Here is a 23,234-nt window from a genome sequence, read left to right as displayed (position 1 = left end):
CCTATGAACAACGTTAAAATAAAGGCTGGTCAGTTGCTGCTCGGCACCGTGCTGGCCTGGCTAGTGATCTCGTTTCTGGCCTATGCCACAGCCGACATGCGGGGTGAGGTAAACCTGACGGGCACGCTGCTTCAGATCACTTTTTACTTTTCCATCCTGCTCTCAGCGGAGGCCTACCTGAGTATGATGCTCAACCCGCAGTGGGTGCGTGTAAACCTGGGCATGATACTCCTGCTCTGCGCTCCGGCCTTGGCCTACCTGGCGTGGTTTGTCAGCCAGATTCTGTTTGGGTAAACCTGTTCAGCCTTAACTTCAATCCCCTTATATGTCCCTCTGCTTTATCCAAAACGATCCTTTCTTCGGTTCCATCGTACTGCTGGTGGTGGCCCACTACTTATTGGTCGTCCTTTCGCTGCTGCACCTGATTTTCAAGACAGACTATACCCTGACGGAGCGCCTGCTCTGGATGGTGGTGCTGTGGGTGGTGCCGGTGTTCGGGTTGCTGGCCTATTGGGTGTTTTGGAAAAGAAGAGCTTAAGGTATAGACGCAAAAAAGCCTCCGCTTAGCGGAGGCCCTTTCCATAGTTAGTTCTAAGTATTGTCTTAAATGCGCTGAGGCTAGTCTTCTTTAGAAGCGTCTTTGCCTTGTTCGTCAAGAGTGATTGTACCAGACTGACCTTCTTTGTTGGTCAGGTTGATCTCGTAAACAACTTTTGCGTTCGCGTCACCTTCAGCTGGCTTCACTTTGTAGATGTCGCCTACCGTCCACTCTTTGTAAGTTTCGTGATCTAACACCGCCTTTACAGGGGCTGGAAGCTGATCTTTTGTAACTTTCTCTTTATTGTCGTTCTGAGTTTGCGTCTGTGCTTGCTCAGCAGCCTGTGTAGCTTGTGCGTTTGCATCGATTGATGTAAATCCAAGAAGGGCGATGGCGGCTGCTAAAAAAGTTGCTTTTTTCATGTTATGCTTATTTAGTTCTGATTAACATTTGATTTAGAATACCCCTATTGGCATAACCGTGCCATAAGTTGATTTTCAAATCAATTGACTGATAATCAGGTTATTGTGATTAAGGTGGGTTTCTCCCAAACTGTGGATGCACGTAGAAAGATGGGGAACTGCTTCCACACATTGTGGTGTGAGCCCCCAATAAGGCGGTGCTAGAAAACAGGTATAGCGATCAGCCTTGTGCCAGGTTAAATAAAAAAGCCAGCCCCGGAAGGCTGGCTTTGCTGTTAGTTTATGGCTTAAACCTTATACTGCACTCACCGGCTTCTCGGCCGGGGCCGGAGCAGCGGCTGGTTTCTGGTCTGTGTCGAACAGGAACTGGTTGAGCTTCACGCGCAGGTCGGCAGAGGAGAGGTTACGGTATACCTCGGCATTGCGCACGAGCGCGATCTGGCCTGTCTCTTCCGATACCACCAGCACCACACTGTCGGTTACTTCGCTCAGGCCGATGGCGGCGCGGTGGCGCAGACCCATCGAGGCGGGAATGTCGTTGTTCTCCGTCACAGGCAAAATACAGCGGGCCGCTTTGATGCGATTGCCCGAAATGATCACGGCACCGTCGTGCAGCGGACTCGTCTTGTTAAAGATCGACATCAGCAGGCGCTTCGAGATCACGGCATCGATCAGGTCACCGGACTCGGCGTAGTATTTCAATTCAGAACTCTTGGCAAACACGATCAGGGCGCCTGTATTTTTAGCGGCCAGGGATTTAGCAGCTTCAATGAAAGGCGTGAGACTGAGTTTTTCCACCTGATCGCGGCGCCAGGGGAAGCCACGGAACAGGCGGTCGTTGTTGAAGGCGGTAGTTTTACCGATCAGCAAAAGGAAGCGCCGGATCTCAGGCTGGAACACGATGATGGCCGCCAGCACACCTACGCCCATAAACTGGCCGAGGATGATGCTGAGCAACTCCATGCCAGCCGCCCTTACCACCAGGTATAACAGGTATACGGAGAGCAGCCCCAGGAAAATTTTGAGGGCCACGCTACCGGTCAGGAGTTTGTAGAGCTGGTAGAGCAATACCGTTACGAGCAGGATGTCGAGCACATCCAGCAACTCAATCTCCAAAAAACCCAGTGTAAATAAAGGAATCAATGCGCTACTTTCGTGTATAGTTGGATAGTCTGTTTAGTTTCTTTTACGTCGTGCACCCGCAAAATGTCGGCGCCCTTTGTTAACGCGATGGTGTTGAGTGCTATTGTGCCGGCCAGTGCTTCAGTTTGGTCGATGCCGAGGTACTTGTAGGTCATGGACTTGCGGGATACTCCCACTAGTAACGGCAGCTCCAGTATACGAAGTTCCTCAAGTCGACGCATTAGCTCAAAGTTCTGGTCCACGGTCTTGGCAAAACCGAAACCCGGGTCCAGTATGATGTCGTTCACGCCCAGGTTCTTCAGCTGCGCCACCTTGGCCTGCAGTTCGTCTATCACCTCCAGCACCAGGTCGTTATAGTCCGTCAGGCTGTTCATGGTCTGCGGTGTGCCGCGCATGTGCATCAGGATGTACGGCACCTGCAGTCGCGCCACGGTTTCGAACATGGCCTCGTCGAGGTTGCCGCCCGCAATGTCGTTGATGATAGAAGCGCCTGCCTGTATACTTGCCTCGGCCACTTCGGCCCGGAAGGTGTCCACTGAGATAATGGCTTCCGGAAAACGCTGCATGATGGCCTCCACGGCAGGTATAACACGGTCCAATTCCTCGGCTACCGAGACTTCCGCAGCTCCCGGTCGGGAAGAGTAGCCTCCCAGGTCGAGGATGTCGGCGCCGTCGCGCAGCATGGCTTCGGTGCGGTGCAACACGTCATCAAGAGAGCGGATGCGGCTGCCTGCATAAAAGGAGTCAGGCGTGACGTTGAGGATGCCCATCACGAGCGGGGTGTCCAGCGAAAGGATTTTTCCGCGGCAGTTAAGTGTGCTTTTCCTTCGAAAAAACTTATCTTTCGATTCCAATGTTGGCGTATCTGTCAATCGTTTAAAATTAAAGCTAAAAAGTTGATTAGTCAAACACTCCAGGAATATAATCAGGTAGTAAACCGCTGCAAAGATACCTTCGTCAAGAAGACCAAAGATTACGGCACCGCCTGGCGCGTGCTCCGATTACCGTCCATCACCGACCAGATTTTTATAAAAGCGCAGCGCATCCGCTCCATTCAGGAGAAGGGCAGGCAAATGGTGGAGGACGACATCCGCGACGAGTTTGTGGGCATCATCAACTACTGCGTGATCGCCCTGATGCAGCTTGGTTTGCAGGAGAGTGACGAACTGACGCTTTCGGCAGAGGAGGTGGAGCGCATGTATACTCGGCAGGTCGAGGAGAACATCAAACTGCTCAACGCCAAAAACCACGACTACGGCGAGGCCTGGCGCGACATGCGCGTGAGCTCCATCACCGACATCATCCTGATGAAGCTCTACCGCACCAAGCAGATCGAAGACAACGAAGGGCAAACCCTGATCTCGGAAGGCGTGGAAGCCAACTACCGCGACATGATCAACTACGCCGTGTTTGCGCTGATTAAGTTGGGCTTTGCGGAGACGGTGAAGTAGGGTATAATCCAGATACAAGCATGTCCTCTCGACCTTTGGGAGAGATCTGGGGCATTGTTGTTTAGAGCTGTTTAACAGGAGAGACTTTACTGAAAAGCATATAATGAAAAATATACTATTAGTTTTTGTCTTACTGTTTTCCTTCGACTGCTATGCCATAAAGCCAGTCAGAGAATATGTAACTACGCCAGACAGCCTGGGAATGCGTTATGAGCAGCAGCGGATCAAAACCGTGGATGGTTATTTAATCAACACATGGGTAATTAAACCAGCAGAGGACAAAGACACTAAAACAACGTTGGTACTGACTTATGCTGACAGCGGCAACATGTCCTATTGGCTCTACCATATCAAAGCTCTCACAAATAATGGCTTCACCGTGGTCGCCTACGACTACAGGGGTTTTGGGGAAAGCTCTGACTTTGAAATCAACCCTCTTAACCTTTATTACAATGAGTTCGCTACCGACTTGCAGACTGTGTTGGGGTGGACAAAGAAGAACATTAAGGGGAATAGAACAGGAGTGCTGGCATTTTCGATGGGCACAATCGTAGCGACGCTCGCCTTGCAGCACGAGAAGGTCGACTTTTTAATTGGAGAGGGGTACGTCTATGAACCTGACGCTTATGCTTCAAAAATAAAGTTGTTGAAAGACAGGGATATTGTCCTGCCGAAGGGTGCCTACAGGTATAGCGCTAAGTTGAGAAAAATAAAGTGCAATATGCTACTCGTAGCAGGTGAGAAAGACAAATTCACCACAATAGAAGACAGTGAGAAGATTGCCCGGCAAAGGAATAACAGAGCAACCTTAACGCATAGCGGTAATCATACGGAAGGCTTTATAACAATGACCCAGGACAGCTTCGGTGATCTGTATATAAAAGAACTTACCAGGTTCAGCCAAAAATAAAAGCATTAAACGGCAACAATACCTAAAGCACATAAACTTGCCTTAGTTAGGCCGATACTTTTACTATAAAAATAAACATAATTCCCACCCTCTCCTGTTTTTAGGAGGGGGCAGGGGGGAGGTCAATCATGAAATTCATCACCAAATTTTTCTGGCTCTTTGTGGGCGTGCTGTTCATCTTCTCGGGCCTGATCAAGATCAACGACCCGGTAGGCACGGCTATTAAACTGGAAGAGTACTTTGAAGTGTTCTCCCACGACATTTCGCCTGTGTTCCTGTCGCTGGTGCCGGCGGCGCTTTTTCTGTCCATCTTCCTGAGTGCGGCGGAGATCGTGCTGGGCGTGGCCCTGCTTATCCGCTGGAAGCTCAAAGAGGTGCTGTGGCTGCTGCTGGCCATGATCGTGTTCTTCACCTTCCTCACCTTTTACTCAGCTTACTTCAACAAAGTGACGGACTGCGGCTGCTTCGGCGACGCCATCAAGCTCACGCCCTGGGAGTCGTTTACCAAAGACGTGGTGCTGCTGGTGATGATCATTTGGCTGCTTCTTTACCGCAGGCATTTGCAACCACTGGTGCAGGCCAAAGTGGGTGCAACCGTAACAGCACTTACCGCTCTGATTTCGGTGGGCATCGGCTGGTACGCCTACGAGCACCTGCCTTATGTTGACTTCCGCGCCTATAAGATAGGCAACAACATTCCGGCCTTGATGAAGCCCTCAGCGCCTCTGCGCTACAAGTATGTGATGGTGAAAGACGGCCAGGAGGAAGAGTTTGAAGACTACCCGATGGACGAGGCCTATACCTTCAAGGAGATGGTGGCGGTGAACCCGGAGGACGGCCCGAAGATCACCGATTTTAACGTATGGAACGACGAAGGCGACTTCACGCAGGAGATCCTGAGCGGCAACAAACTGCTGGTGATCGTGCACAGTGTAGAGAAAGCTAACCGCAGCAACATCGATAAGATAAGCAAGCTGGTGCAGGAAGCCGAACAGCAAGGTATAACGCCGGTGATCATCACCTCGTCCGGCCGCCAGGAGTTTGAGGCTTTCCGCCACGAGGTTGGTTTGGCTGCTCCCTACTACTTTGGCGACGGCACGGTGCTCAAGACCATGATGCGCTCCAACCCCGGCACCATGCTGCTGCAGGACGGTACTGTGAAGGGTATGTGGCACCACAACGACACACCCGAAGTGTCGGAGCTGGTAAATTTGCTGTAAGAGATTTCGCTATACCTTGGCTTTGAAAGCACAGCGCATTTTCCTGATCGGCATGATGGGGGCCGGCAAGACCACACTGGGCAGGCAACTGGCCGGGCGGCTCGGCTATACCTTCGTAGACCTCGACGAGTACATCGAGCAACGGGAAGGCAGCAGCATTGCACAGCTGTTTGAGGTAGGAGGGCAGGAGTGGTTCCGGCAAAAGGAGCGGCAGGCGCTGGAGGCGGTGGTGCAGGACTTCGAACAAGCCGTGATTGCCACTGGTGGCGGTACCCCCTGCTGCTTCGACAACATGAATTTTATCAACCAGCACGGCACCAGCATTTTTCTGGATGTGCCGGCTGACGAACTCACCCAACGGCTACTTTTAACGGATTTGAGCCAGCGGCCCCTGCTGGCTCAAAAAAGCGAAGCCGGGCTAAAGGATTTCATTGTCAAAACATTAGCTGAACGCATCGCCTACTATCGGCAGGCAAGGTATACGCTATCGGGAAAAAGGTATAACATTGAACAGTTAGAATCGTTAGTTAAACCATAACAAAACTCCGCGTTACCGCTCGCGTATGGCAGCGGTAAATACATACGGTATACCTAATATTTAACTAATATTGCAGTTAAAATCCGTTTTTAGCAAAACCTGACTATGAAACCTAATCACAAAGGACAAGCCCAGATATTCCAGAATCCTGTGCTGGAAAGACTGACCCGTACGCACATTGCACTGCCTATTTCCATCTTTATCGTCATCGCCATCGGGCTGATCTACTATGGGATCACCTACAGCTTCATCAACGTGCTGGAGGCGATCAGCTTCTTCCTACTAGGCTGGCTGATCTTCTCGCTGATCGAGTACTGCGCGCACCGTTTCGTGTTCCACATGGATACCGACACGCCGATGAAAGAACGCATCCAGTATACCTTCCACGGCAACCACCACGAGTACCCAAAAGACAAGGAGCGCCTGGCCATGCCGCCGATCGTGAGCCTGTTCATTGCGTCGTTCTTTTTCTTTGTGTTCAAGCTGATCTTCGGGCAGTTTGTGTTTGGTGTGGTAGCTGGTATGCTGTTTGGCTATGCGCTATACCTGTTTGTGCATTATGCAGTGCATGCCTATGCGCCACCCAAAAACTTCCTGAAGCAACTCTGGATCCACCACAGCATCCATCACTACAAAGACCCCAACGTGGCTTATGGTGTGTCGTCGCCGCTCTGGGACTACATACTGGGTACCATGCCGAAGCGCACCAACGCCAAGTAGTTTAAGGTATACGAAAATCAAAAAGGGAGCCATTTGGCTCCCTTTTCTTTTGTTAGGTATTAAGCTTATCGTCTGAATCGGCTGAACAGCCAGCCCACCAGGGCTACAATCAGAACGATGATGATGAGGGCGGTCCACATGCCCGCCTCGAAGATGTCTCCTATTAATTCGCAGCTGCTCAGCGTAACTGCCATCAGCACGAATAGTACGGATAAGTATGCTCTTATATTATTCATAGTCTTGGTTAGTTTAAGTGATAGCACGGCACCATATGCTCTACTCAAGTACGAGGCCGTGGTAATATGACGAAATTGTCATATATATATCAGATACTTACTTTTTTGGGAAAAGGTTGGCTTTAAAGCAGGGGCAAGCTGTAGTGGGTGCTTAAAGCAAAGGCCATAAAACAAAAAAGCCACTCGATTGAGTGGCTTTTCGCTCTCCCTCCTGGGCTCGAACCAGGGACCCTCTGATTAACAGTCAGATGCTCTAACCGACTGAGCTAAGGAAGAGTGTTTCGGTTATTTCGCAGGCGGTGTGCCGTTGAATTATGATGCAATATTACGGCTCTTTTTGAGATTATGCAAGTCCTGTCCTAAAAAAATCTTCTCTGGGAGCGTAAATTTCTGGGAATCAATCTGAAAATTTTAATTGAAAATGGAGAGCAGGGAGCCGTTCAGTGCGGTTCGGTACTGCCGGAGGCCGTACACTGCAGGGCCCGCCATTATCCCACCCTGAAAATTGAACTGCGAACCGCAGCAGGTGTCCACCATAAACAGGTTGGACTGGTCTGCCTCCACCTGACCGCAGGGCGCGCTAGCAGTTGGGTCGTAGGGGCAGGCCCGCTCGAAAGCCAGGTATAAGTTGGCGTTTTGACGCACCACGATGATGCCTTTGTAGCCGGAGTTCAGGTATACGTAGCCACCGTCCTGGCGCAGGCGCGTGTACAGTTGGCTGTTCACGTTGATCTGCTCGCTCACCGGCACATTGGGTATACCAGGGCCCTGGTTGTCGCTGCCGCAGGAGACCAGCAGCATTGCCAGCAGGCAGAGGAGTCTACTGATAATCGTAGAAGCCTTTGCCGGACTTGCGGCCGTGGTGGCCTGCGTCCACTTTCTGCTGCTGTATGCGGCTCGGTCTGAATTTCGGGTCATAATGAAAGGCCTCAAACATGGAGGAGGTAACAGAATAATTGGTGTCTACGCCGATGAGGTCCATCAGTTCAAAGGGGCCCATCTTAAAGCCGCTGGCCTGTATGAGCCGATCTATACCTTTCGCGTCGGCCACACCCTCTTCGAGCAGCTTGAGCCCTTCTACATAAAAGTGGCGTGCCACCCGGTTGACGATAAAGCCCGGCGCATCCTTGGCCATCACCGGCTTCTTGTCCAGCTTCAGTGCCAGCTGCCGGATGGTTTCGGCTACTTCCGGTGAGGTGGCTGCTCCGGAGATCACCTCCACCAGCTTCATGATGTGGGCCGGATTGAAAAAGTGCATACCCACTACCCGCTCCGGGTGTGGTATACCTGCCGCGATGCGCGTGATCGGTATAGACGAGGTGTTGGAGGCGAAGATAGTGTCCGGTGTGTTGACCGCATCCAGGTCCTTGAAGATGCTTTGCTTCACTTCCAGGCGCTCTACCACAGCCTCTATAATAACGTCGCAGCTCAGTTGCAGTGTATCACCGGTATAAATAAGATTTGCCAGCGCCGCCTGCTTCTCAGCCTCGGTCAGCTTTCCACGCTCTATGCCCTTGTCGAGGTTATTGCTAGTAGTGGCTTCGGCTTTTTTGAGCACCTGCGCATTGATGTCGAACAGGATGGTTTTATACCCGGCCTGCGCACAGATCTGCGCTATACCTTGGCCCATGGTGCCGGCACCCACTATCCCGATCGTCTTGATGTCCTCGAAGTTCATGTGTTTTTGATTTAGCGAATGAGTGAGTTAGTGAATGAGTGATTGAGAAGTTTTTGATTTAGTGGTTGAGTGAGTTATTTATTTTTGATGGAGAGGATGATTCAATATATCACGGATGAATTTATCATAAATTTTAACTGAATCAACCCTTCAAAATTTAACCATCCAACAACTCACTCATTCACTCAATCGCTAAATCACTCCCTTGAATTGCCGCAGGAAGCGCACGTCGTTTTCGGTGAACAGGCGCAGATCGCGGATCTGGTAGCGGAGCATGGTGATGCGCTCGATGCCCATGCCGAAGGCGAAGCCCGAGTATACCGTGGAGTCGATGCCGCAGTTATCCAGCACGTTCGGGTCTACCATACCAGCGCCACCGATCTCAACCCAGCCCGACTGCTTGCAGATGTTGCAGCCCTCACCCTTGCAGATGAGGCACGAAATGTCGATCTCGGCGCTTGGCTCCGTGAACGGGAAGAACGACGGACGGAAACGGATCTTGGTGTCCTGCCCGAACATCTCCTTTGCAAAGTAATATAGCGTCTCTTTCAAATCTTTGAAGCTCACGCCTTTGTTCACGTACAGGCCCTCCACCTGCTGAAACACCATGTGTGCACGGGCCGAGATGGCCTCATTGCGGTACACGCGTCCCGGCATGATGCTGCGCAGCGGCGGCTGGTTGTTCTCCATCAGGCGCACCTGCACATTGGAGGTATGCGTACGGAGCAGCTTGTCGCGGTCTTCGCTCAAAAAGAACGTGTCCTGCATTTCGCGGGCCGGGTGGTTTTCCGGGAAGTTAAGGGCGGTGAAGTTGTGCCAGTCGTCCTCGATCTCCGGACCGTCGGCCACGTTGAAGCCGATGCGCTCAAAAATGCGCACGATCTCGGCACGCACCAATGAAAGCGGATGGCGGGTACCCAGCGTGTTAGGTATAGGAGGTAGCGAAAAGTCAAAAGCGTTCTCGGCTTCAGAGGCTGCCGAGGCATTGCTCAGCTGCTCCTGCGCCTCGTCGAAACGAGCCTGCGCGCGGTTTTTGAGCTGGTTCAGCTCCTGGCCTACCTGGCGGCGCTGCTCCGGCGCCACTGATTTCAGGTCGTCGAAAAGGGCGGCGATGGCGCCTTTGCGACCAATGTATGTGATGCGAAACTGCTCCAGTTCGACAGCGCTCGTCAGCTGCGCGGCCTCTATCTCTTGTGCTACTCTCTGTATATTCTCAACCATAGTATGCAAAGATAATAATTTGAGAAATTTAGCGGTTGTTTTGACTCTATAAATAAGGTCATCCCCTGCCTCCTTCAAAGCAAGGCCGTTTCATTCTCCTTTTTTGTCATCCTGTAAGGATCTTGGTAGCAAGTTGTATAGGCTTAACCTCCCGGGGGAAGGGCCCTCTATTTCAACCAAGTTTCTTTACAGAATGACAATAAGTTTTAAGAGCATTCTTTTAGAATGAAATGGCCATGCTATGAAGGGGGCGGGGGATGAAATCACAGTAGGTAAATGTTTCAAATTAAAATCCTAATTTGCTTTACCGACGCCAACCGGCCGTTCACCGACTTCTGTCCAAAGGTAACCTAATAACCATTGAGCTGAGCCAATGCACCTTATACCTTTGGAACAGATCTTAAAACTAAAACGAAATAAAGCCATGAAAAATCAAGATTATAAAAGCGGCGGTTCCGGCAAGATGGCCGGTGTTTTCCTGCTGATGGTGGGTGTGCTCCTGCTCACTGCCAAAATGGGCATTTTCTTTTTGCCGGGCTGGGTGTTCTCCTGGCCGATGTTCCTGATCGCGCTGGGCGTTTACCTGGGCTTCAAGCACTCGTTCCAGAAACCAAGCTGGCTGGTGCTGATTGTGATCGGCGGCGTTTTTCTGCTCGACAGGCACTTCTTCCTCGACATCAACCTGAAACTTTATTTCTGGCCCATCCTGATCATCGGACTAGGCTTGTGGCTGATCCTCAAGCCTAAGAAACGCAATCCCTGGGAAAACCAGGTTGGCCCCAACCCTAACACAAGACCGGAGGATACACCCGGCTACTACACCGACCCGGTGAACGGCGCTTATCCCGGAGCCTATACTGACTACACAGGTGAAGAGGCCTATACCTCAGGCGCCTACAACGGAGCAACCGACCAGACTGCATACGGACCCGAAGACCATATCGACAGTGCGGCCATTCTCGGAGGCATAAAAAAAAACATCGTCTCTAAGAACTTCAAAGGGGGCGAAGTGGTGAGTGTGTTCGGTGGCACAGAGCTGAACCTGATGCAGGCCGACATACAGCACCCGATCGTGCTGGAGGCCACCCAGATTTTCGGAGGCACCACCCTGATCATACCGCCGCACTGGCAGGTGAAGTCGGACGAGATGGTGGCCATACTGGGAGGTATAGACGACAAGCGCCCGGCCATGCCGCAGGGCTACGACCCGAACAAGGTGCTGATCCTGAAAGGTGTTACCCTTTTTGGCGGACTAAGCATTAAGAGTTACTAATGGAGGGGGTGGCGTCACAGGTGCGCTTGGGGCTGCTATACCTGGGCTGGGCTCTGCTTTGGTCGGTGGTGCAGGTGCTGGTGCTGTGGCCGGCGGGCTTTGAGAGGCGCGTCATCGTGACAGATGCTTTGCTCACGAATCTGTTGCTCGCCATTGGGGGCTTTGCCATGGGCACGGGCCTGCGCTACTACCAGCCCAGTCTGCGGCAGGCGGGCTACCTGCTGGGCTGGAGCCTCGGGCTAGCAGGTATAAGTGTCACTGTTTTCTACTGGAGCACCCATGCCCTGTTCGAAAGCAATGCGCTATACCTGCGTTTCGTGGATAGCACCCTGGCGATACGGGTGGCTTTTAACTGGTTGATGCTGCTTCTGATGCTTCTCCTGACCTGGCTCTGGTTTTACACCCGCGAACTGCAGGAGGCCGAGAAGCGCAAGGCGGCCACCGAGAAACTGGCCCGCGAAGCCGAGCTTTACAACCTGCGCCAGCAACTGCAACCGCACTTTCTTTTCAACAGCCTCAACTCCATCAGCGCCCTGGCGGTGAGCCGGCCGGAACAGGCGCGTACCATGGTGCAACAACTGTCGGATTTTCTGCGCGGCACCCTGCGCAAAGACAACAACCAGCTAGTGCCGCTGGCAGAGGAGCTTAGGCAGTTGCAGCTATACCTGGACATTGAGAAAGTGCGTTTTGGGCATAGGCTACAGGTGGAAGTGGATGCGACGGAAGAAAGTCAGCACATGAAACTACCTGCTTTGCTTCTACAGCCTGTTGTGGAAAACGCCATCAAGTTCGGGCTCTACGACACGGTGGGGGAGACGGCCATCAAGGTAAAGGCCACTGCCGCAGACGGCTACCTGACCATCACCACCCAAAACCCTTTCGACCCCGCCACCAGTCAACCGCGCAAGGGCACCGGCTTCGGACTCGATTCGATACAGCGCAGGCTATACCTGCTTTATGCCCGACAGGATTTACTAAGTATCTCACAGCAAGACCATCAGTTCACAACCACCATCAAGATACCCCAGCACTATGAAAAAATGCCTGATAATAGATGATGAGCCGCTGGCACGCAGCATTGTGGCCGAGTACCTGCAAGCCTATCCCGAACTGGAGGTAGTACAGGAGTGCGGTGATGGTTTCGAGGGCGTAAAGGCGATCATGCAGCACCAGCCCGACCTGATCTTCCTCGACATCCAGATGCCCAAGATCAACGGTTTCGAGATGCTGGAGCTGGTGGAGCAGGCGCCTGGCGTCATCTTCACCACGGCTTTCGACGAGTATGCCATCAAAGCCTTTGAAGCCAATGCCGTGGATTACCTGCTCAAGCCTTTCAGCAAAGCACGTTTCGATGCGGCAATTAAAAAGTGGCTGCAGAGCCAGGCGGTGGCACAGGCTATACCTGCAACCGAGGCCTTGGAAGAGGCAACCGGCAAACAGCCCGAGGAGCAGCACCGCATTGTGGTGCGGGCCGGCAACAACATCCGCATCATACCTGTAGCCGAGGTGCTATACCTGGAGGCCTACGACGACTATGTGAAGATCCACACCCGCGAAGGCGTGTTTCTGAAGAAGAAGACAATGGGATATTACGAGAAGGCGCTGGACCCGGCGCAGTTCGTGCGGGTGCACCGCTCTTACATCATGGCCCTGCCGCAGCTCACGCGTATCGAGCCTTTTGAGAAAGACAGCCATGTGGCCCTGCTTCGAAATGGAGCCCGTATTCCCCTGAGTAAGAGCGGCTATACCCGTCTTCGCAGTGTGCTTGGTATATAGCTATACCTGCTTCAACCGCAAAATCCGACTGTCTGGATTAGCTTTTCGGCTGTTCGTCTAAAACTTCTTTTCGCGCTCAGGTAATCCTGCCACTTTTGTAATGCGGGGGCACTCGTCAAGCCGCAAGTGGCTTTTGCCCTGTATTTCAAAACAATCACTAGATAGTACTGTTATTTTATGGTGGAAACTTTGGAGATAAAAAACGTTTCCTTAGTTTTGCCTCGTGATTAAGAAAATGGAGACATCAGTACAGCCATCGGTGAAAGACAAGATTGCGGCAGAATCGTTCAAGCTTTTCTGTCGTCGAGGCATTAAGGGCACCTCAGTCGACGATATTGCGCAGCACCTTTCGATGTCGAAAAAAACCATTTACAAGTGGTTCAGCAACAAGGACGAGATCGTGCTTTGGGCCATCAACTCCTACCTGACCTCTGTGGACACGGACTGCGAGTGTTGCAGGCAGGAAGCACCCAATGCCATCGAAGAGCTTTTCAACATCATGAAGACCACCCGCCAGGTCTTCGCCAGCATCCACCCAGGCATATTCTACGACCTGCAGAAGTACCACGCCAATGCCTGGCAAAAATGGCAGGAGTACAAGCACCGCGATTTCCTGAACCGGATCAAGGAGAATCTGGAGCGGGGCATTTCGGAGGGTCTGTTCCGCAAGGACCTGGACATAGAGGTGATCGCCCGCCTTCGTCTCTCCCAAATTGAAGTGCCCTTTGACGAAACAATCTTCCCGCGCTTCCAATTTGAACTGCTGCATGTGCAGATGGCCAGCCTCGAGCACTTCATGCTCGGCATTGCCACGCTCAAAGGGCATAAGATGATCAATGACTACAAGCAAATCACAGAAGAAGAATAACCGAATATACCTTCCCAACTATGAAAAAACACAGTAGCCTGTTACTCACATTGTTTGTCCTCCTAAGTCCGCTTGGGGCGCTTGCGCAAGGGGCACCACAGGCCTTTAGCCTGCAACAGAGTATAGACTATGCCCTGCAGAACCGTCTGAGCCTGAAGATGGCCCGCAACCAGCAGGACATCGACAAAGCCAAGGTGGGGGAGATTCGGGCGATGGGTTTGCCCCAGATCAACGGAAACGCAGAGGTCGGCAATAACTTCATCCAACAGAAGACTTTGTTTGATCCGAGTAGTTTTGGGGGAGCCCCTTCTGAACTGGATCCTTTTGTAATTACACCGGAGCAGGTGGCCTCCGGACAGCCTATCGTCCTTAATCCGACTTACTCGCAACCGGAACCTCAGCCATCCACCGGGCTTCAGGCGATCTCCTTCGTGCAGCCTTATAATGGAAGTCTCACCATTACAGGCAGTCAGCTATTGTTCGACGGCTCATACCTGATCGGCTTGAAAGCCGCCAAAACCTATACCGAGCTCTCGCGCAAAACTACCGAGCAAAACGAGATTGACGTGGTGGAACAAGTGACCAAGGCCTACTACAGCGTGCTGGTGAGCCGCGAGCGCATGGAACTCCTCAATCAGAACCTCAATCGCCTCGACACACTTTTAAAACAGACGCAGGTGATGTTTGACAATGGCGTGGCCGAAAAGCTGGATGTGGACCGTCTGCGGGTGACGTACAACAACCTGAAAGTAGAAAAGCAGAAGACCGAGCGCTTGCTCATTCTAGGCGAAGACTTGCTCAAGTTCCAGATGGGGATGCCCCAAAGAGAGCAGATCACCCTGACGGACAGCCTGAGCGAAGTGCAGGTCGATATGGCCAAGACGAATCGGAATGGCTTTAACTACAGCAACCGCATCGAATATTCTGTGCTGGAGACGCAGCGCGACCTTGCCATGCTAAACCTGCGCAACATCCGCTCCGGCTACCTGCCCAAGCTATACCTGAATGCCCGCTATGGTTACATCGGAGTAGGGTCTACTTTTTCAGATGTGATGAACATAAGAGCCGGTCAGGATAACACAACAGACAGAAACTACTTTGACTTTGGCTATGTGGGGCTGCAGTTGCAGTTACCGATCTTTGACGGACTGCGCAAGCACTACCAGGTGCAGCAGTCCCGCCTGACGCTGGAGAACGCCAAACTTGGCTTTGAGAGTCTGGAGCAAGGTATAGACCTGGAACTGGAGCAGGCCTCCACCGACCTGACCAACTCGCTGGATGTGCTGGCCTCGCAGCGCGAGAACCTGGAACTGGCCGAGGAGATCGCCCGCGTGTCCAAGATCAAGTTTCAGGAGGGCGTGGGCTCTAACCTGGAAGTGGTAACCGCCGAAACCGACCTGCGCCAGGCGCAGACCAATTACTACGCCGCCATGTATGATGCCCTCATCGCCAAAGTGAACCTCGACAAAGCCACCGGCACTCTTCTCACAAAATAAAAACCCTCTGTAAACATTTACACTCGACTTACTATGAAAAAGATATTCGGAGTTTCATCGCTGGCCCTGTTCCTGAGTTTGGCCGCCTGCAACCAAGGCAGCGACAAAGAGGCGCAACTGGCCGAACTGAAGCAGCAGCAGACTGAGTTGCAGGAGCAGATCGCGCAACTGGAAGCAGAACTGAAGGCAGCTGGAAAAGGAGGGCCGGCTGAGAAAAAGACCGTGCCGGTAACCGTGTTGCAGGTGCAGCAGGATACGTTCCGCCATTACCTGGAGGTGCAGGGCCGTGTAGACTTCGACCAGAACGTACTGGTGAGCGCCAAAGTGCCGGGTGTGCTGACAGGTATACGGGTGAAGCGCGGCGACAAAGTGACCAAGGGCCAGACCATGGCGACAATAGATGCACAGGTGCTGGAGCAGAACATTGCTGAGGTGCGCACCCGACTGGAACTGGCCAACGTGGCCTACGAGCGCCAGAAAAACCTCTGGGATCAGCAGATCGGCACCGAAATGCAGTTTCTGACCGCTAAAAATAACAAAGAGGCATTGGAGCGCAGCCTGGCTACCCTGCAGCAGCAGCGCGACCAGTACAACGTCAAAGCCCCTGTAAGTGGCGTGGTAGACAACGTGATTCCAAATGCAGGCGAGGCCGTGGCGCCGGGCGTGGGCATTATCAGGGTGGTCAACACCAGTGGTACCAAGATTGTGGCGGAAGTATCAGAGGCTTACCTATCCAAGATCAACAAAGGCGACGAAGCCCTGGTGCGCTTCCCGGACCTGAACCAGGAAATAACGGCCACTGTGGATGTAGTGAGCAGCTTCATCAACCCCGGCAGCCGCACCTTTACCATCGAGCTTCGGCCTAAAAACGTGAACGTAGCGCTGCGTCCGAACCTGGTGGCGGTGGTGCGCATACAGGATTACCGCAAAGAAGACGCCATTGTTATACCTGTCAACCTGGTGCAGCGCGACGAGAAGTCGCAGTACGTGTATGTGGCCCAGAAACAGGGTGAGCGCTATGTGGCTACCCGTAAAGAGGTGGAGACCGGCGTGAACTACCAGGGGCAGGTAGAGGTGCTGAAAGGACTGACAGCGCAGGACTACATTATTACAGCAGGATACCAGAGCGTGAACGAGGGGCAGCCGGTAGTTTTCAGCCAGGAACGTATCGCGCAGCAATAAACTCTTAAGCCCAAGACTATGAAACATTTCAAGCCGACCAACTGGTCCATTGATAATAGAACGAGCATCTACATCATTACCCTGATCATCGCGGTATGGGGTATATTCTCGTACATCACGCTTCAGAAAGAGAACTTCCCCGACATTGTGATCCCGACAGTGTTTGTGGGCACGGTATACCCGGGCACCTCGCCGGCGGACATCGAGAACCTGGTGACCCGCCCCATTGAAAAGCAGCTAAAATCCATATCGGGGGTAAAAGAAGTGACCTCCAATTCCATTCAGGATTTCTCCATGATCACGGTAGAGTTTAACACCGACGTGGATGTGGTAGAGGCCAAGCAGCTGGTGAAGGACGCCGTAGACAAAGCCCGCACCGACCTCCCCACCGACCTCGACCAGGATCCGGACGTGCAGGAGGTGAACTTCTCCGAATTCCCGATCATGTACCTCAACGTGTCGGGCAACTACAGCCTCGACCGCCTGAAAAAGTACGCCGAGGACATTCAGGACCAGATCGAGTCACAGCCGGAGATTACCCGCGTGGACATGGTAGGCGCGCTTGACAAGGAGGTGCAGGTGAACGTGGACCTCTACAAAATGCAGGTGGCGCAGGTGACCTTTGCAGACATCAGCCGGGCTATTTCCTCTGAAAACGTTACCGTGTCGGGTGGCAATATTTCAGTGGGAGAGATGAAGCGCTCGGTGCGTGTGGTGGGCCAGTATGTAGACCCGAACAAGATCGGCGACATTGTGGTGCAGTCGCTATCCGGTGCCAACATACAACTGAAGGAAATTGCCGAGATAAAAGAAGGTTTTGAAGAGCAGGAAAGCTTTGCCCGTCTGGATAATTCCCCCGTTATCACGCTCAACGTGATCAAGCGAAGCGGAGAAAACCTGATCGAGGCATCTGACAACATCCATGCCCTAGTGGAGGACATGCAGGCGAGCGTACTGCCAGCCGACCTCAAGATCACCATCACCGGCGACCAGTCCACGATGACGCGCCATACCCTGAACGACCTGATCAACACGATCATCATCGGCTTCGTGCTGGTGACCCTGATCCTGATGTTCTTCATGGGCACGACCAACGCCATTTTCGTGGGGTTGTCTGTGCCGATCTCGATGTTCATTGCCTTTATGCTGATGCCGGTGCTGGGCTTCTCGCTCAACATGATCGTGCTCTTCTCCTTCCTGCTGGCGCTGGGTATAGTGGTGGACGATGCTATTGTGGTGATCGAAAACACGCACCGCATTCTGCACCAGTCCAATCTGAGCGTAATGAAATCGGCGAAACTGGCGGCTGGTGAAGTGTTTGTGCCGGTGCTGGCGGGTACGCTTACAACGGTGGCACCGTTTCTGCCGCTAGCCTTCTGGCCCGGTGTGGTGGGTAAGTTCATGTTCTTCCTGCCCATCACGCTTATCGTGACGCTGATGGCCTCGTTGCTGGTGGCCTTCATCATCAACCCGGTGTTTGCGGTTTCTTTCATGAAAAAAGAGCACGAGCAGGAGGCTGACATCACCCCGCGTGCCCGTCGTAATTTCTGGCTGTTGATCGGCGGTGCCATGCTGGTGGCTATTGTAGGCTATTTGGCTGGCTGGTACGGTACAGCCAACCTGATTATGCTGGCTGTGACACTGGTGCTGCTCAACCGCTATGTCTTCCGCCCTATGATTCACGGTTTCCAGAATACGACGCTGCCGCGTTTCATGCGGGGCTACGAGCGCCTGCTGCGCTGGATGTTGGTGGGCAGACGCCCCGTTTGGATGCTGGTGGGCATGTTCGGACTACTTTTTTTCTCTATTTTCCTGACAGGCCTGCGTGCTCCCAAAGTAGTATTCTTTCCGGATTCTGATCCTAACTTCATTTATACCTATATCAGCATGCCGGTGGGCACCGATCAGCTTGTCACTGACTCGGTTACGAAGGAAGTGGAGAAGCGCATCTACCGCGTGATCGGGGAGGAGAACGCCGACGTGGAATCGGTTATTTCCAATGTGGCTATCGGTGCCGGCGACCAGAACGACCGCAGCGTGACCGCACAATCTCATTTAGGTAAGGTTACCGTAGCCTTTGTTGAGTATCAATACCGGACCGGCGAGCGCAGCACGCAGGCCTATATGAATGAAATACGGGAGGCGGTGCGCGGCATACCGGGCGCCAACATCACGGTTGACAAAGAGCAGAACGGTCCGCCGGTGGGCAAGCCGGTCAGCATTGAGATAGCCGGTGAGGACTTTGAGGGACTGGTAGCGCTGTCGAAACAGGTGCAGGCTTACATCGAGCAGCAGCAGATCGGCGGTATAGAGGAACTTCGCAGCGACCTCGAAGACAGCAAACCGGAGATCATCATCAACATCGACCGGGAGCGCGCCAACCGCGAAGGCATCAGCACCGGGCAGATAGGGATGGAGCTGCGCACGGCCATTTTCGGCGACGAGGCCTCTAAGTTCAAACTGGACGAAGAGGAGTACCCGATACAGGTACGCTACGCAGAGCCTTACCGCAAGAACATAGACGCCCTGCTGGACATGCGCATCACCTACCGCGACATGAACAGCGGCTTGGTGCGGCAAATTCCGCTCTCGTCTTTGGCGAGCATTGAGTACGGTACTTCATACGGAGGTATCAAGCGCAAGGACCTGAAACGGGTGGTGACGCTGGAGTCGAACGTGCTGGATGGGTATAACGCCAACGAGGTGGTGCAGAGTATCGGAAGCGCACTGCAGAACTTCCAAACGCCGGAAGGCTTTGAGATCAGTATGGGCGGACAGCAGGAGGAGCAGGAGGAAACAGCCAACTTCCTGCTGATTGCCCTGGTGGCGGCCTTCCTGATCATTTTTCTGGTACTGGTGACGCAGTTCAACTCCGTCTCGAAGCCCTTCATCATTCTGTCGGAGGTGCTCTTCAGCATCATCGGCGTGCTACTGGGCTTCTCCATCTTCGGGATGGATGTGTCGATTGTGATGACGGGTGTGGGCATTGTGGCGCTGGCCGGTATCGTGGTGAAGAACGGTATCCTGATTGTGGAATTCACGGACTTGCTGATAGAGGAGGGACGTGACCTGAAAGAAGCGATTGTGGAAGCAGGCAAGACGCGCCTGAACCCGGTATTGTTAACGGCGACGGCGACTATACTAGGCCTGATACCCTTGGCGTTAGGTATAAACCTGAACTTCTTCACCCTGTTCACGGAGTTCAAAGCGAACTTCTTCATGGGGGGCGATAGTGCCGCTTTCTGGGGTCCGCTGGCCTGGACCATCATTTTTGGCCTGGGATTTGCCACCATCATTACACTGCTCATTGTGCCGGTCATGTACCTGCTCAATGAGAAACTGAGAGCGAAAGTTAAAGGAGAGAGAAAGCCCGCAGGCGGCGTAAAAATTATACCTCAGGATGAAACCGAGGTGCCTGTAAATGGAAAAGTAGTTAGAGAATACACCGTATAATTTATGATTGCAACAACAGACAAGACTATTGAGCGTGAGGTGATCCGTATCATTAGCAAAACCAAGGAAATCAGGCCTGCCCGTTTGCAGGCGAATGCCCGTCTGGAAAAGGATTTCGGCTTTGATGTGGTGGATGTAGTGGATATCATCCTGGAGTTGGAGAAAAATTTCCAGATCACGATTCCGGATGAAGTCCCGATCAACACGGTGGGCGACTTCGTGGACTATGTGGCATCACATACGATGCAGAAAGCCAGCTGATCAAATTTGTAACGCTATAAACAGGAGCGGCCGGGGTGCAAACCCCGGCCGCTTTTTATTTGGTGAAACAACAGCACGAAAGGTAGTGTTAGCTCCTGTGCGACTGCCGTTATGCGTATGTTTTCAAAATTCAGGTATAGTAAGCGTTCAGTCGATAAGCAATTGGTTTAGTAGATGGAAATGCGGTAGGCCTTCAGTTTTTGGTCGAGTGCCTTTGAGTTAGGGCAAACCTTGTCGAGCAGCGACCAGAAACCAGAACCGTGGTTCTTCTCGATCGTGTGCGCCAGCTCGTGCAGGATCACGTAGTCGCAGAGCGAATCGGGCAGGCGCATCAGGTGCAGGTTCAAGTTGATGTTGTTGGTGTGCGAGCAGCTCCCCCAGCGCGACTTGGCGTTCTTGATGAACACGTTCTGATAGTCGAAGCCAAACTTGTCGGCAAAGAACTTCACACGCTGCGGCAAGTATTCCTTGGCCTCCTTGCGGTAAGCCTCCTCAATCGACTTGCGGATGAACTTCTGCACGTCGCTGTCGCGCACGTCTTTGTAGGCCGGGTAGAACACGTTGATATACCCGTTCTCGATCACGCAGCGCATGGTGTACTGGGCGTGCGTGAGCAGCCGCAGGGTATGGCTGCGGGTCTTGAAGTCGGTGTTGCCGTCGTACATGGTTACGCGAGCCTCTTGCTGCTTCATGCGGGCCTGGTGCTCCTTTATCCAATCGCTCTTGGTATAAATAAGCTGCTCGGCTTTCTCAAAGCTGATATGCGGCGGCACGGCCACGCGTATGCCTTTGATAGGGCGCACACTGATGCTAAGGCGCTTGGCCTTGTCGCTTCGTTCGATCAGAACCTTCCCGATTCCGTCGATGTGAAGATTAACGGATGTTAGTCGTAGAAATGATGAAGACACCTTGGCTAAAAGTTAAAAATACACAATCATCAGTCCAAATATAGAAAATTAATTCCTTAGGAAACTAATAGCCAGGTGGCTTTTTTCTAAATTATTTCAGATTTCAGTATTTGAATAGTACTATATTGTGTGGTCGGAATGTATTTTTTTAAGCTGTGTTACGCGGTTATCAGACCAATAATCATGTCCCCGCGAGCTGATAAAAAGACATAAAAAAGAGCCGCCTTTGAGGGCAGCTCTTCCTGGAATTATTCTGTAGATCTGGTTTAGCGGATGTTGCCGCCGTCCGGAACGTCGTCATGCGGGTCTTTCGGCACGCGGCTGCTGTCGGTGGTGGAGGCGCGCACGATTGGCTCGTGGTGGCCCAGGTTTCCGGTGTCATGCCCCTGCGAAGCGGGGGCCGTGCCTTCGTGGCGGACTTCGGTAGTGCCGGCAGGCTGGTCGCTGTACTTGGGCGTGCCAAAGGAGCTGTCGGCGTGGTGCGGCTCCATGATGTGCACCGTCTTCTGTTGCGCCTGGCGCTCGGTGTCCCACTCCTTGAAGCGGTCCAGCTCAGACTTGATGCTGGCCATAAACCAGGCCAGCAGGGCGGCATCGTCCAGCAGGCCGATCACCGGTATAAAGTCCGGAATCAGGTCAAGCGGCATCAAAAAGTACAGGATGACGGCTATACCTCCAACCACTGTCGTGTTCGGTATGCCTTTGTACTCCCCGTTCACGGCTGCCCTGATCATCTGCGAAAGTATCTGGAAGCTTTCCCACACTTCGGAGGCGATTGTGCCGAGGCTTTTCTTGGCAGTGGCTTTCTTAAAGGCATCGTTCAGGAGCTTCACCACCTGCGATGGGTGCTCCAGATACTTCTCGGCCTTTTTGAGTATGTTTTTAAAGAGCGGGCTCTGGGAGATGGTGCTTCCGTCCGGGCGCTGTTGTTGCTGGTTCTGTGTATTTTGATCTGTCATAAAGTATCTGTGATTTGGTATGGCCCTTGTGCAGGGGTTATGCGAATCGGGCGCAAGTTGCTCAACTCCTAACAAGCTTCCTATACCTTGCCACAAGTAATTTTGTTGTATCCTGTAAACGAAAAAAGGGACGCTTTATGCTGCAGCCCTTTCTCAAAATCTGTCAGGAAGGAATGGGTTTAGTCCACGCGGCCGGCCGCATAGTAGTAGTTGCGGTAATAGGGCTCCTTCAGCGAGCTCACCATCACGCCGCCGTTTGTGGCAGAGTGCACGAACTTGTTGTCTTTGAGGTAGATGCCCACATGGAAGATGGGCTGTTTGGGTCCGCGGCGGAAGAACACCAGATCGCCGGTGCGCACGCTGTCTTTGCGGATGCGGGTCACGTCGTCGAACATGGAGCGGGAACTCCGGCTCAGGTCGATGCCGTATACGTCGCTGTAAATGCGGGTCACAAAGCCGGAGCAGTCGGTGCCTCTTTTGGAGCTGCTGCCGTAGCTGTAGGGGGTGCCCAGCCAGCTGGAAACGGTTTGGAGCAGGTCCTTGTCTTCGCTGTAGTCGAGCTTGAGGCCCAGTTTGCGGGAGTAGCGCTTGTAAAACGAGGAGTCAATTGGCTCGCTGAGGTCCAGCGGTACCGAGAGCTCCAGGGCCCGGGCAATGTCCTCGCCGGTCTGCACCGGGTACAGCATGAGGGCGGCGGTTTCCGGTCCGGCTGGCGTCGACTCTGGCTTCTTTACATCGTAGAAGAAAGAAAGAGCGATGGAGATAAGGGCCAGTACGCTCAGTATGATCGTTTTTGTCATAGGGTTTAGCATGTTTCGCACTGCCGTGGCAGCAAACTTTGTCACCTTATGGTTGTAGAATGGTATAGGTCTTATAATTGCATTTTATACCCTGCAACCTGTCCGACAAGTTGAATAATTGACGAACGAATTGACAAAAATAGCTACAATTTTCTAAACTGGCAATATAGTAAATTGCTGA

The 23,234-nt window shown here is 52.7% G+C and carries 25 protein-coding genes and 1 tRNA gene; 15 read left to right on the top strand and 11 right to left on the bottom strand.

Features of this window, described 5'->3' with window-relative positions:
- Positions 1–3: 3 nt before the first annotated feature.
- Both IEV97_RS05765 and IEV97_RS05760 read left to right on the top strand, forming a co-directional pair.
- Positions 4–294: a hypothetical protein gene (locus IEV97_RS05765; RefSeq protein WP_188500568.1), complete on the top strand. Its 291-nt coding sequence runs from the start codon at positions 4–6 to the stop codon at positions 292–294.
- A gap of 31 nt (positions 295–325) precedes the next feature.
- On the top strand, positions 326–538 hold the full coding sequence (locus tag IEV97_RS05760; protein ID WP_188500567.1) for a PLDc N-terminal domain-containing protein: 213 nt from the start codon (positions 326–328) through the stop codon (positions 536–538).
- 80 nt (positions 539–618) lie between these two features.
- On the opposite strand, the gene IEV97_RS05755 is transcribed toward IEV97_RS05760, so the two are convergent.
- From IEV97_RS05755 to folP, 3 genes are all read right to left on the bottom strand, one after another.
- A complete protein-coding gene (locus IEV97_RS05755; RefSeq protein WP_188500566.1) occupies positions 619–960 on the bottom strand; it encodes a hypothetical protein in 342 nt (113 codons plus the stop codon).
- Between the two features lie 294 nt (positions 961–1,254).
- Positions 1,255–2,103: a diadenylate cyclase CdaA gene (cdaA, locus tag IEV97_RS05750; protein WP_188500565.1), complete on the bottom strand. Its 849-nt coding sequence runs from the start codon at positions 2,101–2,103 to the stop codon at positions 1,255–1,257.
- On the bottom strand, positions 2,100–2,957 hold the full coding sequence (gene folP, locus IEV97_RS05745; RefSeq protein ID WP_188500564.1) for a dihydropteroate synthase: 858 nt from the start codon (positions 2,955–2,957) through the stop codon (positions 2,100–2,102). Before folP ends, cdaA begins: the two co-directional genes overlap by 4 nt.
- Before the next feature lie 42 nt (positions 2,958–2,999).
- Between folP and IEV97_RS05740 the strand changes: the two genes are divergently transcribed.
- The 5 genes from IEV97_RS05740 to IEV97_RS05720 all read left to right on the top strand — a co-directional run bounded on the left by IEV97_RS05740 (position 3,000) and on the right by IEV97_RS05720 (position 6,942).
- Entirely contained in the window at positions 3,000–3,554 is a 555-nt protein-coding gene (locus IEV97_RS05740) for a DUF1599 domain-containing protein (RefSeq protein ID WP_188500563.1), read from the top strand.
- A gap of 103 nt (positions 3,555–3,657) precedes the next feature.
- Positions 3,658–4,464: an alpha/beta hydrolase family protein gene (locus IEV97_RS05735; RefSeq protein WP_188500562.1), complete on the top strand. Its 807-nt coding sequence runs from the start codon at positions 3,658–3,660 to the stop codon at positions 4,462–4,464.
- 128 nt (positions 4,465–4,592) lie between these two features.
- Entirely contained in the window at positions 4,593–5,684 is a 1,092-nt protein-coding gene (locus IEV97_RS05730) for a BT_3928 family protein (protein ID WP_188500561.1), read from the top strand.
- A gap of 16 nt (positions 5,685–5,700) precedes the next feature.
- Positions 5,701–6,222, top strand: coding sequence for a shikimate kinase (locus IEV97_RS05725; protein WP_229733819.1), 522 nt, complete (start codon positions 5,701–5,703; stop codon positions 6,220–6,222).
- Between the two features lie 105 nt (positions 6,223–6,327).
- A complete protein-coding gene (locus IEV97_RS05720) occupies positions 6,328–6,942 on the top strand; it encodes a sterol desaturase family protein (protein ID WP_188500560.1) in 615 nt (204 codons plus the stop codon).
- 65 nt (positions 6,943–7,007) lie between these two features.
- Here the strand turns inward: IEV97_RS05720 and IEV97_RS05715 are convergent, their stop codons facing one another.
- The 5 genes from IEV97_RS05715 to pheS all read right to left on the bottom strand — a co-directional run bounded on the left by IEV97_RS05715 (position 7,008) and on the right by pheS (position 10,077).
- A complete protein-coding gene (locus tag IEV97_RS05715; protein WP_188500559.1) occupies positions 7,008–7,178 on the bottom strand; it encodes a hypothetical protein in 171 nt (56 codons plus the stop codon).
- Between the two features lie 202 nt (positions 7,179–7,380).
- Positions 7,381–7,454 (bottom strand) — tRNA-Asn (locus tag IEV97_RS05710).
- A 135-nt stretch (positions 7,455–7,589) separates the two neighbouring features.
- Complete coding sequence (locus tag IEV97_RS05705; protein WP_188500558.1) at positions 7,590–7,979, bottom strand: Rieske (2Fe-2S) protein; 390 nt, start codon at positions 7,977–7,979, stop codon at positions 7,590–7,592.
- Between the two features lie 19 nt (positions 7,980–7,998).
- Complete coding sequence (locus IEV97_RS05700; RefSeq protein WP_188500557.1) at positions 7,999–8,856, bottom strand: 3-hydroxyacyl-CoA dehydrogenase family protein; 858 nt, start codon at positions 8,854–8,856, stop codon at positions 7,999–8,001.
- A gap of 192 nt (positions 8,857–9,048) precedes the next feature.
- The gene (gene pheS / locus IEV97_RS05695) at positions 9,049–10,077 is read right to left on the bottom strand and encodes a phenylalanine--tRNA ligase subunit alpha (protein WP_188500556.1); all 1,029 of its coding nucleotides are present in this window, start codon (positions 10,075–10,077) and stop codon (positions 9,049–9,051) included.
- Between the two features lie 424 nt (positions 10,078–10,501).
- Here pheS and IEV97_RS05690 point away from each other — a divergent pair, with 424 nt between their 5' ends.
- From IEV97_RS05690 to IEV97_RS05655, 8 genes are all read left to right on the top strand, one after another.
- A complete protein-coding gene (locus tag IEV97_RS05690; RefSeq protein ID WP_188500555.1) occupies positions 10,502–11,350 on the top strand; it encodes a LiaF transmembrane domain-containing protein in 849 nt (282 codons plus the stop codon).
- Complete coding sequence (locus tag IEV97_RS05685) at positions 11,350–12,408, top strand: sensor histidine kinase (protein ID WP_188500554.1); 1,059 nt, start codon at positions 11,350–11,352, stop codon at positions 12,406–12,408. The genes IEV97_RS05690 and IEV97_RS05685 overlap by 1 nt, the downstream gene beginning before the upstream one ends.
- Positions 12,383–13,126 (top strand): LytR/AlgR family response regulator transcription factor, encoded by a 744-nt coding sequence (locus IEV97_RS05680; RefSeq protein WP_188500553.1) that lies wholly within the window; start codon positions 12,383–12,385, stop codon positions 13,124–13,126. Before IEV97_RS05685 ends, IEV97_RS05680 begins: the two co-directional genes overlap by 26 nt.
- 235 nt (positions 13,127–13,361) lie before the next feature.
- Positions 13,362–13,994 (top strand): TetR/AcrR family transcriptional regulator, encoded by a 633-nt coding sequence (locus IEV97_RS05675; protein ID WP_188500552.1) that lies wholly within the window; start codon positions 13,362–13,364, stop codon positions 13,992–13,994.
- Positions 13,995–14,014: 20 nt separating this feature from the next.
- Positions 14,015–15,490, top strand: coding sequence for a TolC family protein (locus IEV97_RS05670; protein ID WP_188500551.1), 1,476 nt, complete (start codon positions 14,015–14,017; stop codon positions 15,488–15,490).
- 33 nt (positions 15,491–15,523) lie between these two features.
- Positions 15,524–16,672: an efflux RND transporter periplasmic adaptor subunit gene (locus tag IEV97_RS05665; RefSeq protein ID WP_188500550.1), complete on the top strand. Its 1,149-nt coding sequence runs from the start codon at positions 15,524–15,526 to the stop codon at positions 16,670–16,672.
- Between the two features lie 18 nt (positions 16,673–16,690).
- The gene (locus tag IEV97_RS05660) at positions 16,691–20,125 is read left to right on the top strand and encodes an efflux RND transporter permease subunit (RefSeq protein ID WP_188500549.1); all 3,435 of its coding nucleotides are present in this window, start codon (positions 16,691–16,693) and stop codon (positions 20,123–20,125) included.
- Positions 20,126–20,128: 3 nt separating this feature from the next.
- Entirely contained in the window at positions 20,129–20,386 is a 258-nt protein-coding gene (locus IEV97_RS05655; RefSeq protein WP_188500548.1) for an acyl carrier protein, read from the top strand.
- A 167-nt stretch (positions 20,387–20,553) separates the two neighbouring features.
- Here the strand turns inward: IEV97_RS05655 and IEV97_RS05650 are convergent, their stop codons facing one another.
- The 3 genes from IEV97_RS05650 to IEV97_RS05640 form a co-directional block, all read right to left on the bottom strand.
- Positions 20,554–21,294, bottom strand: a complete 741-nt coding sequence (locus IEV97_RS05650) for a M48 family metallopeptidase (protein ID WP_188500547.1) — start codon at positions 21,292–21,294, stop codon at positions 20,554–20,556.
- 266 nt (positions 21,295–21,560) lie between these two features.
- A complete protein-coding gene (locus tag IEV97_RS05645; RefSeq protein WP_188500546.1) occupies positions 21,561–22,253 on the bottom strand; it encodes a DUF1232 domain-containing protein in 693 nt (230 codons plus the stop codon).
- 179 nt (positions 22,254–22,432) lie between these two features.
- Positions 22,433–23,053, bottom strand: coding sequence for a C40 family peptidase (locus tag IEV97_RS05640; RefSeq protein ID WP_188500545.1), 621 nt, complete (start codon positions 23,051–23,053; stop codon positions 22,433–22,435).
- Between the last annotated feature and the right edge of the window lie 181 nt (positions 23,054–23,234).

The organism is Pontibacter amylolyticus (assembly GCF_014638845.1).
Taxonomy (GTDB): domain Bacteria; phylum Bacteroidota; class Bacteroidia; order Cytophagales; family Hymenobacteraceae; genus Pontibacter; species Pontibacter amylolyticus.
Note: the sequence above shows the minus strand (reverse complement) of the source record. Positions and strands in the feature narration are given on the sequence as shown.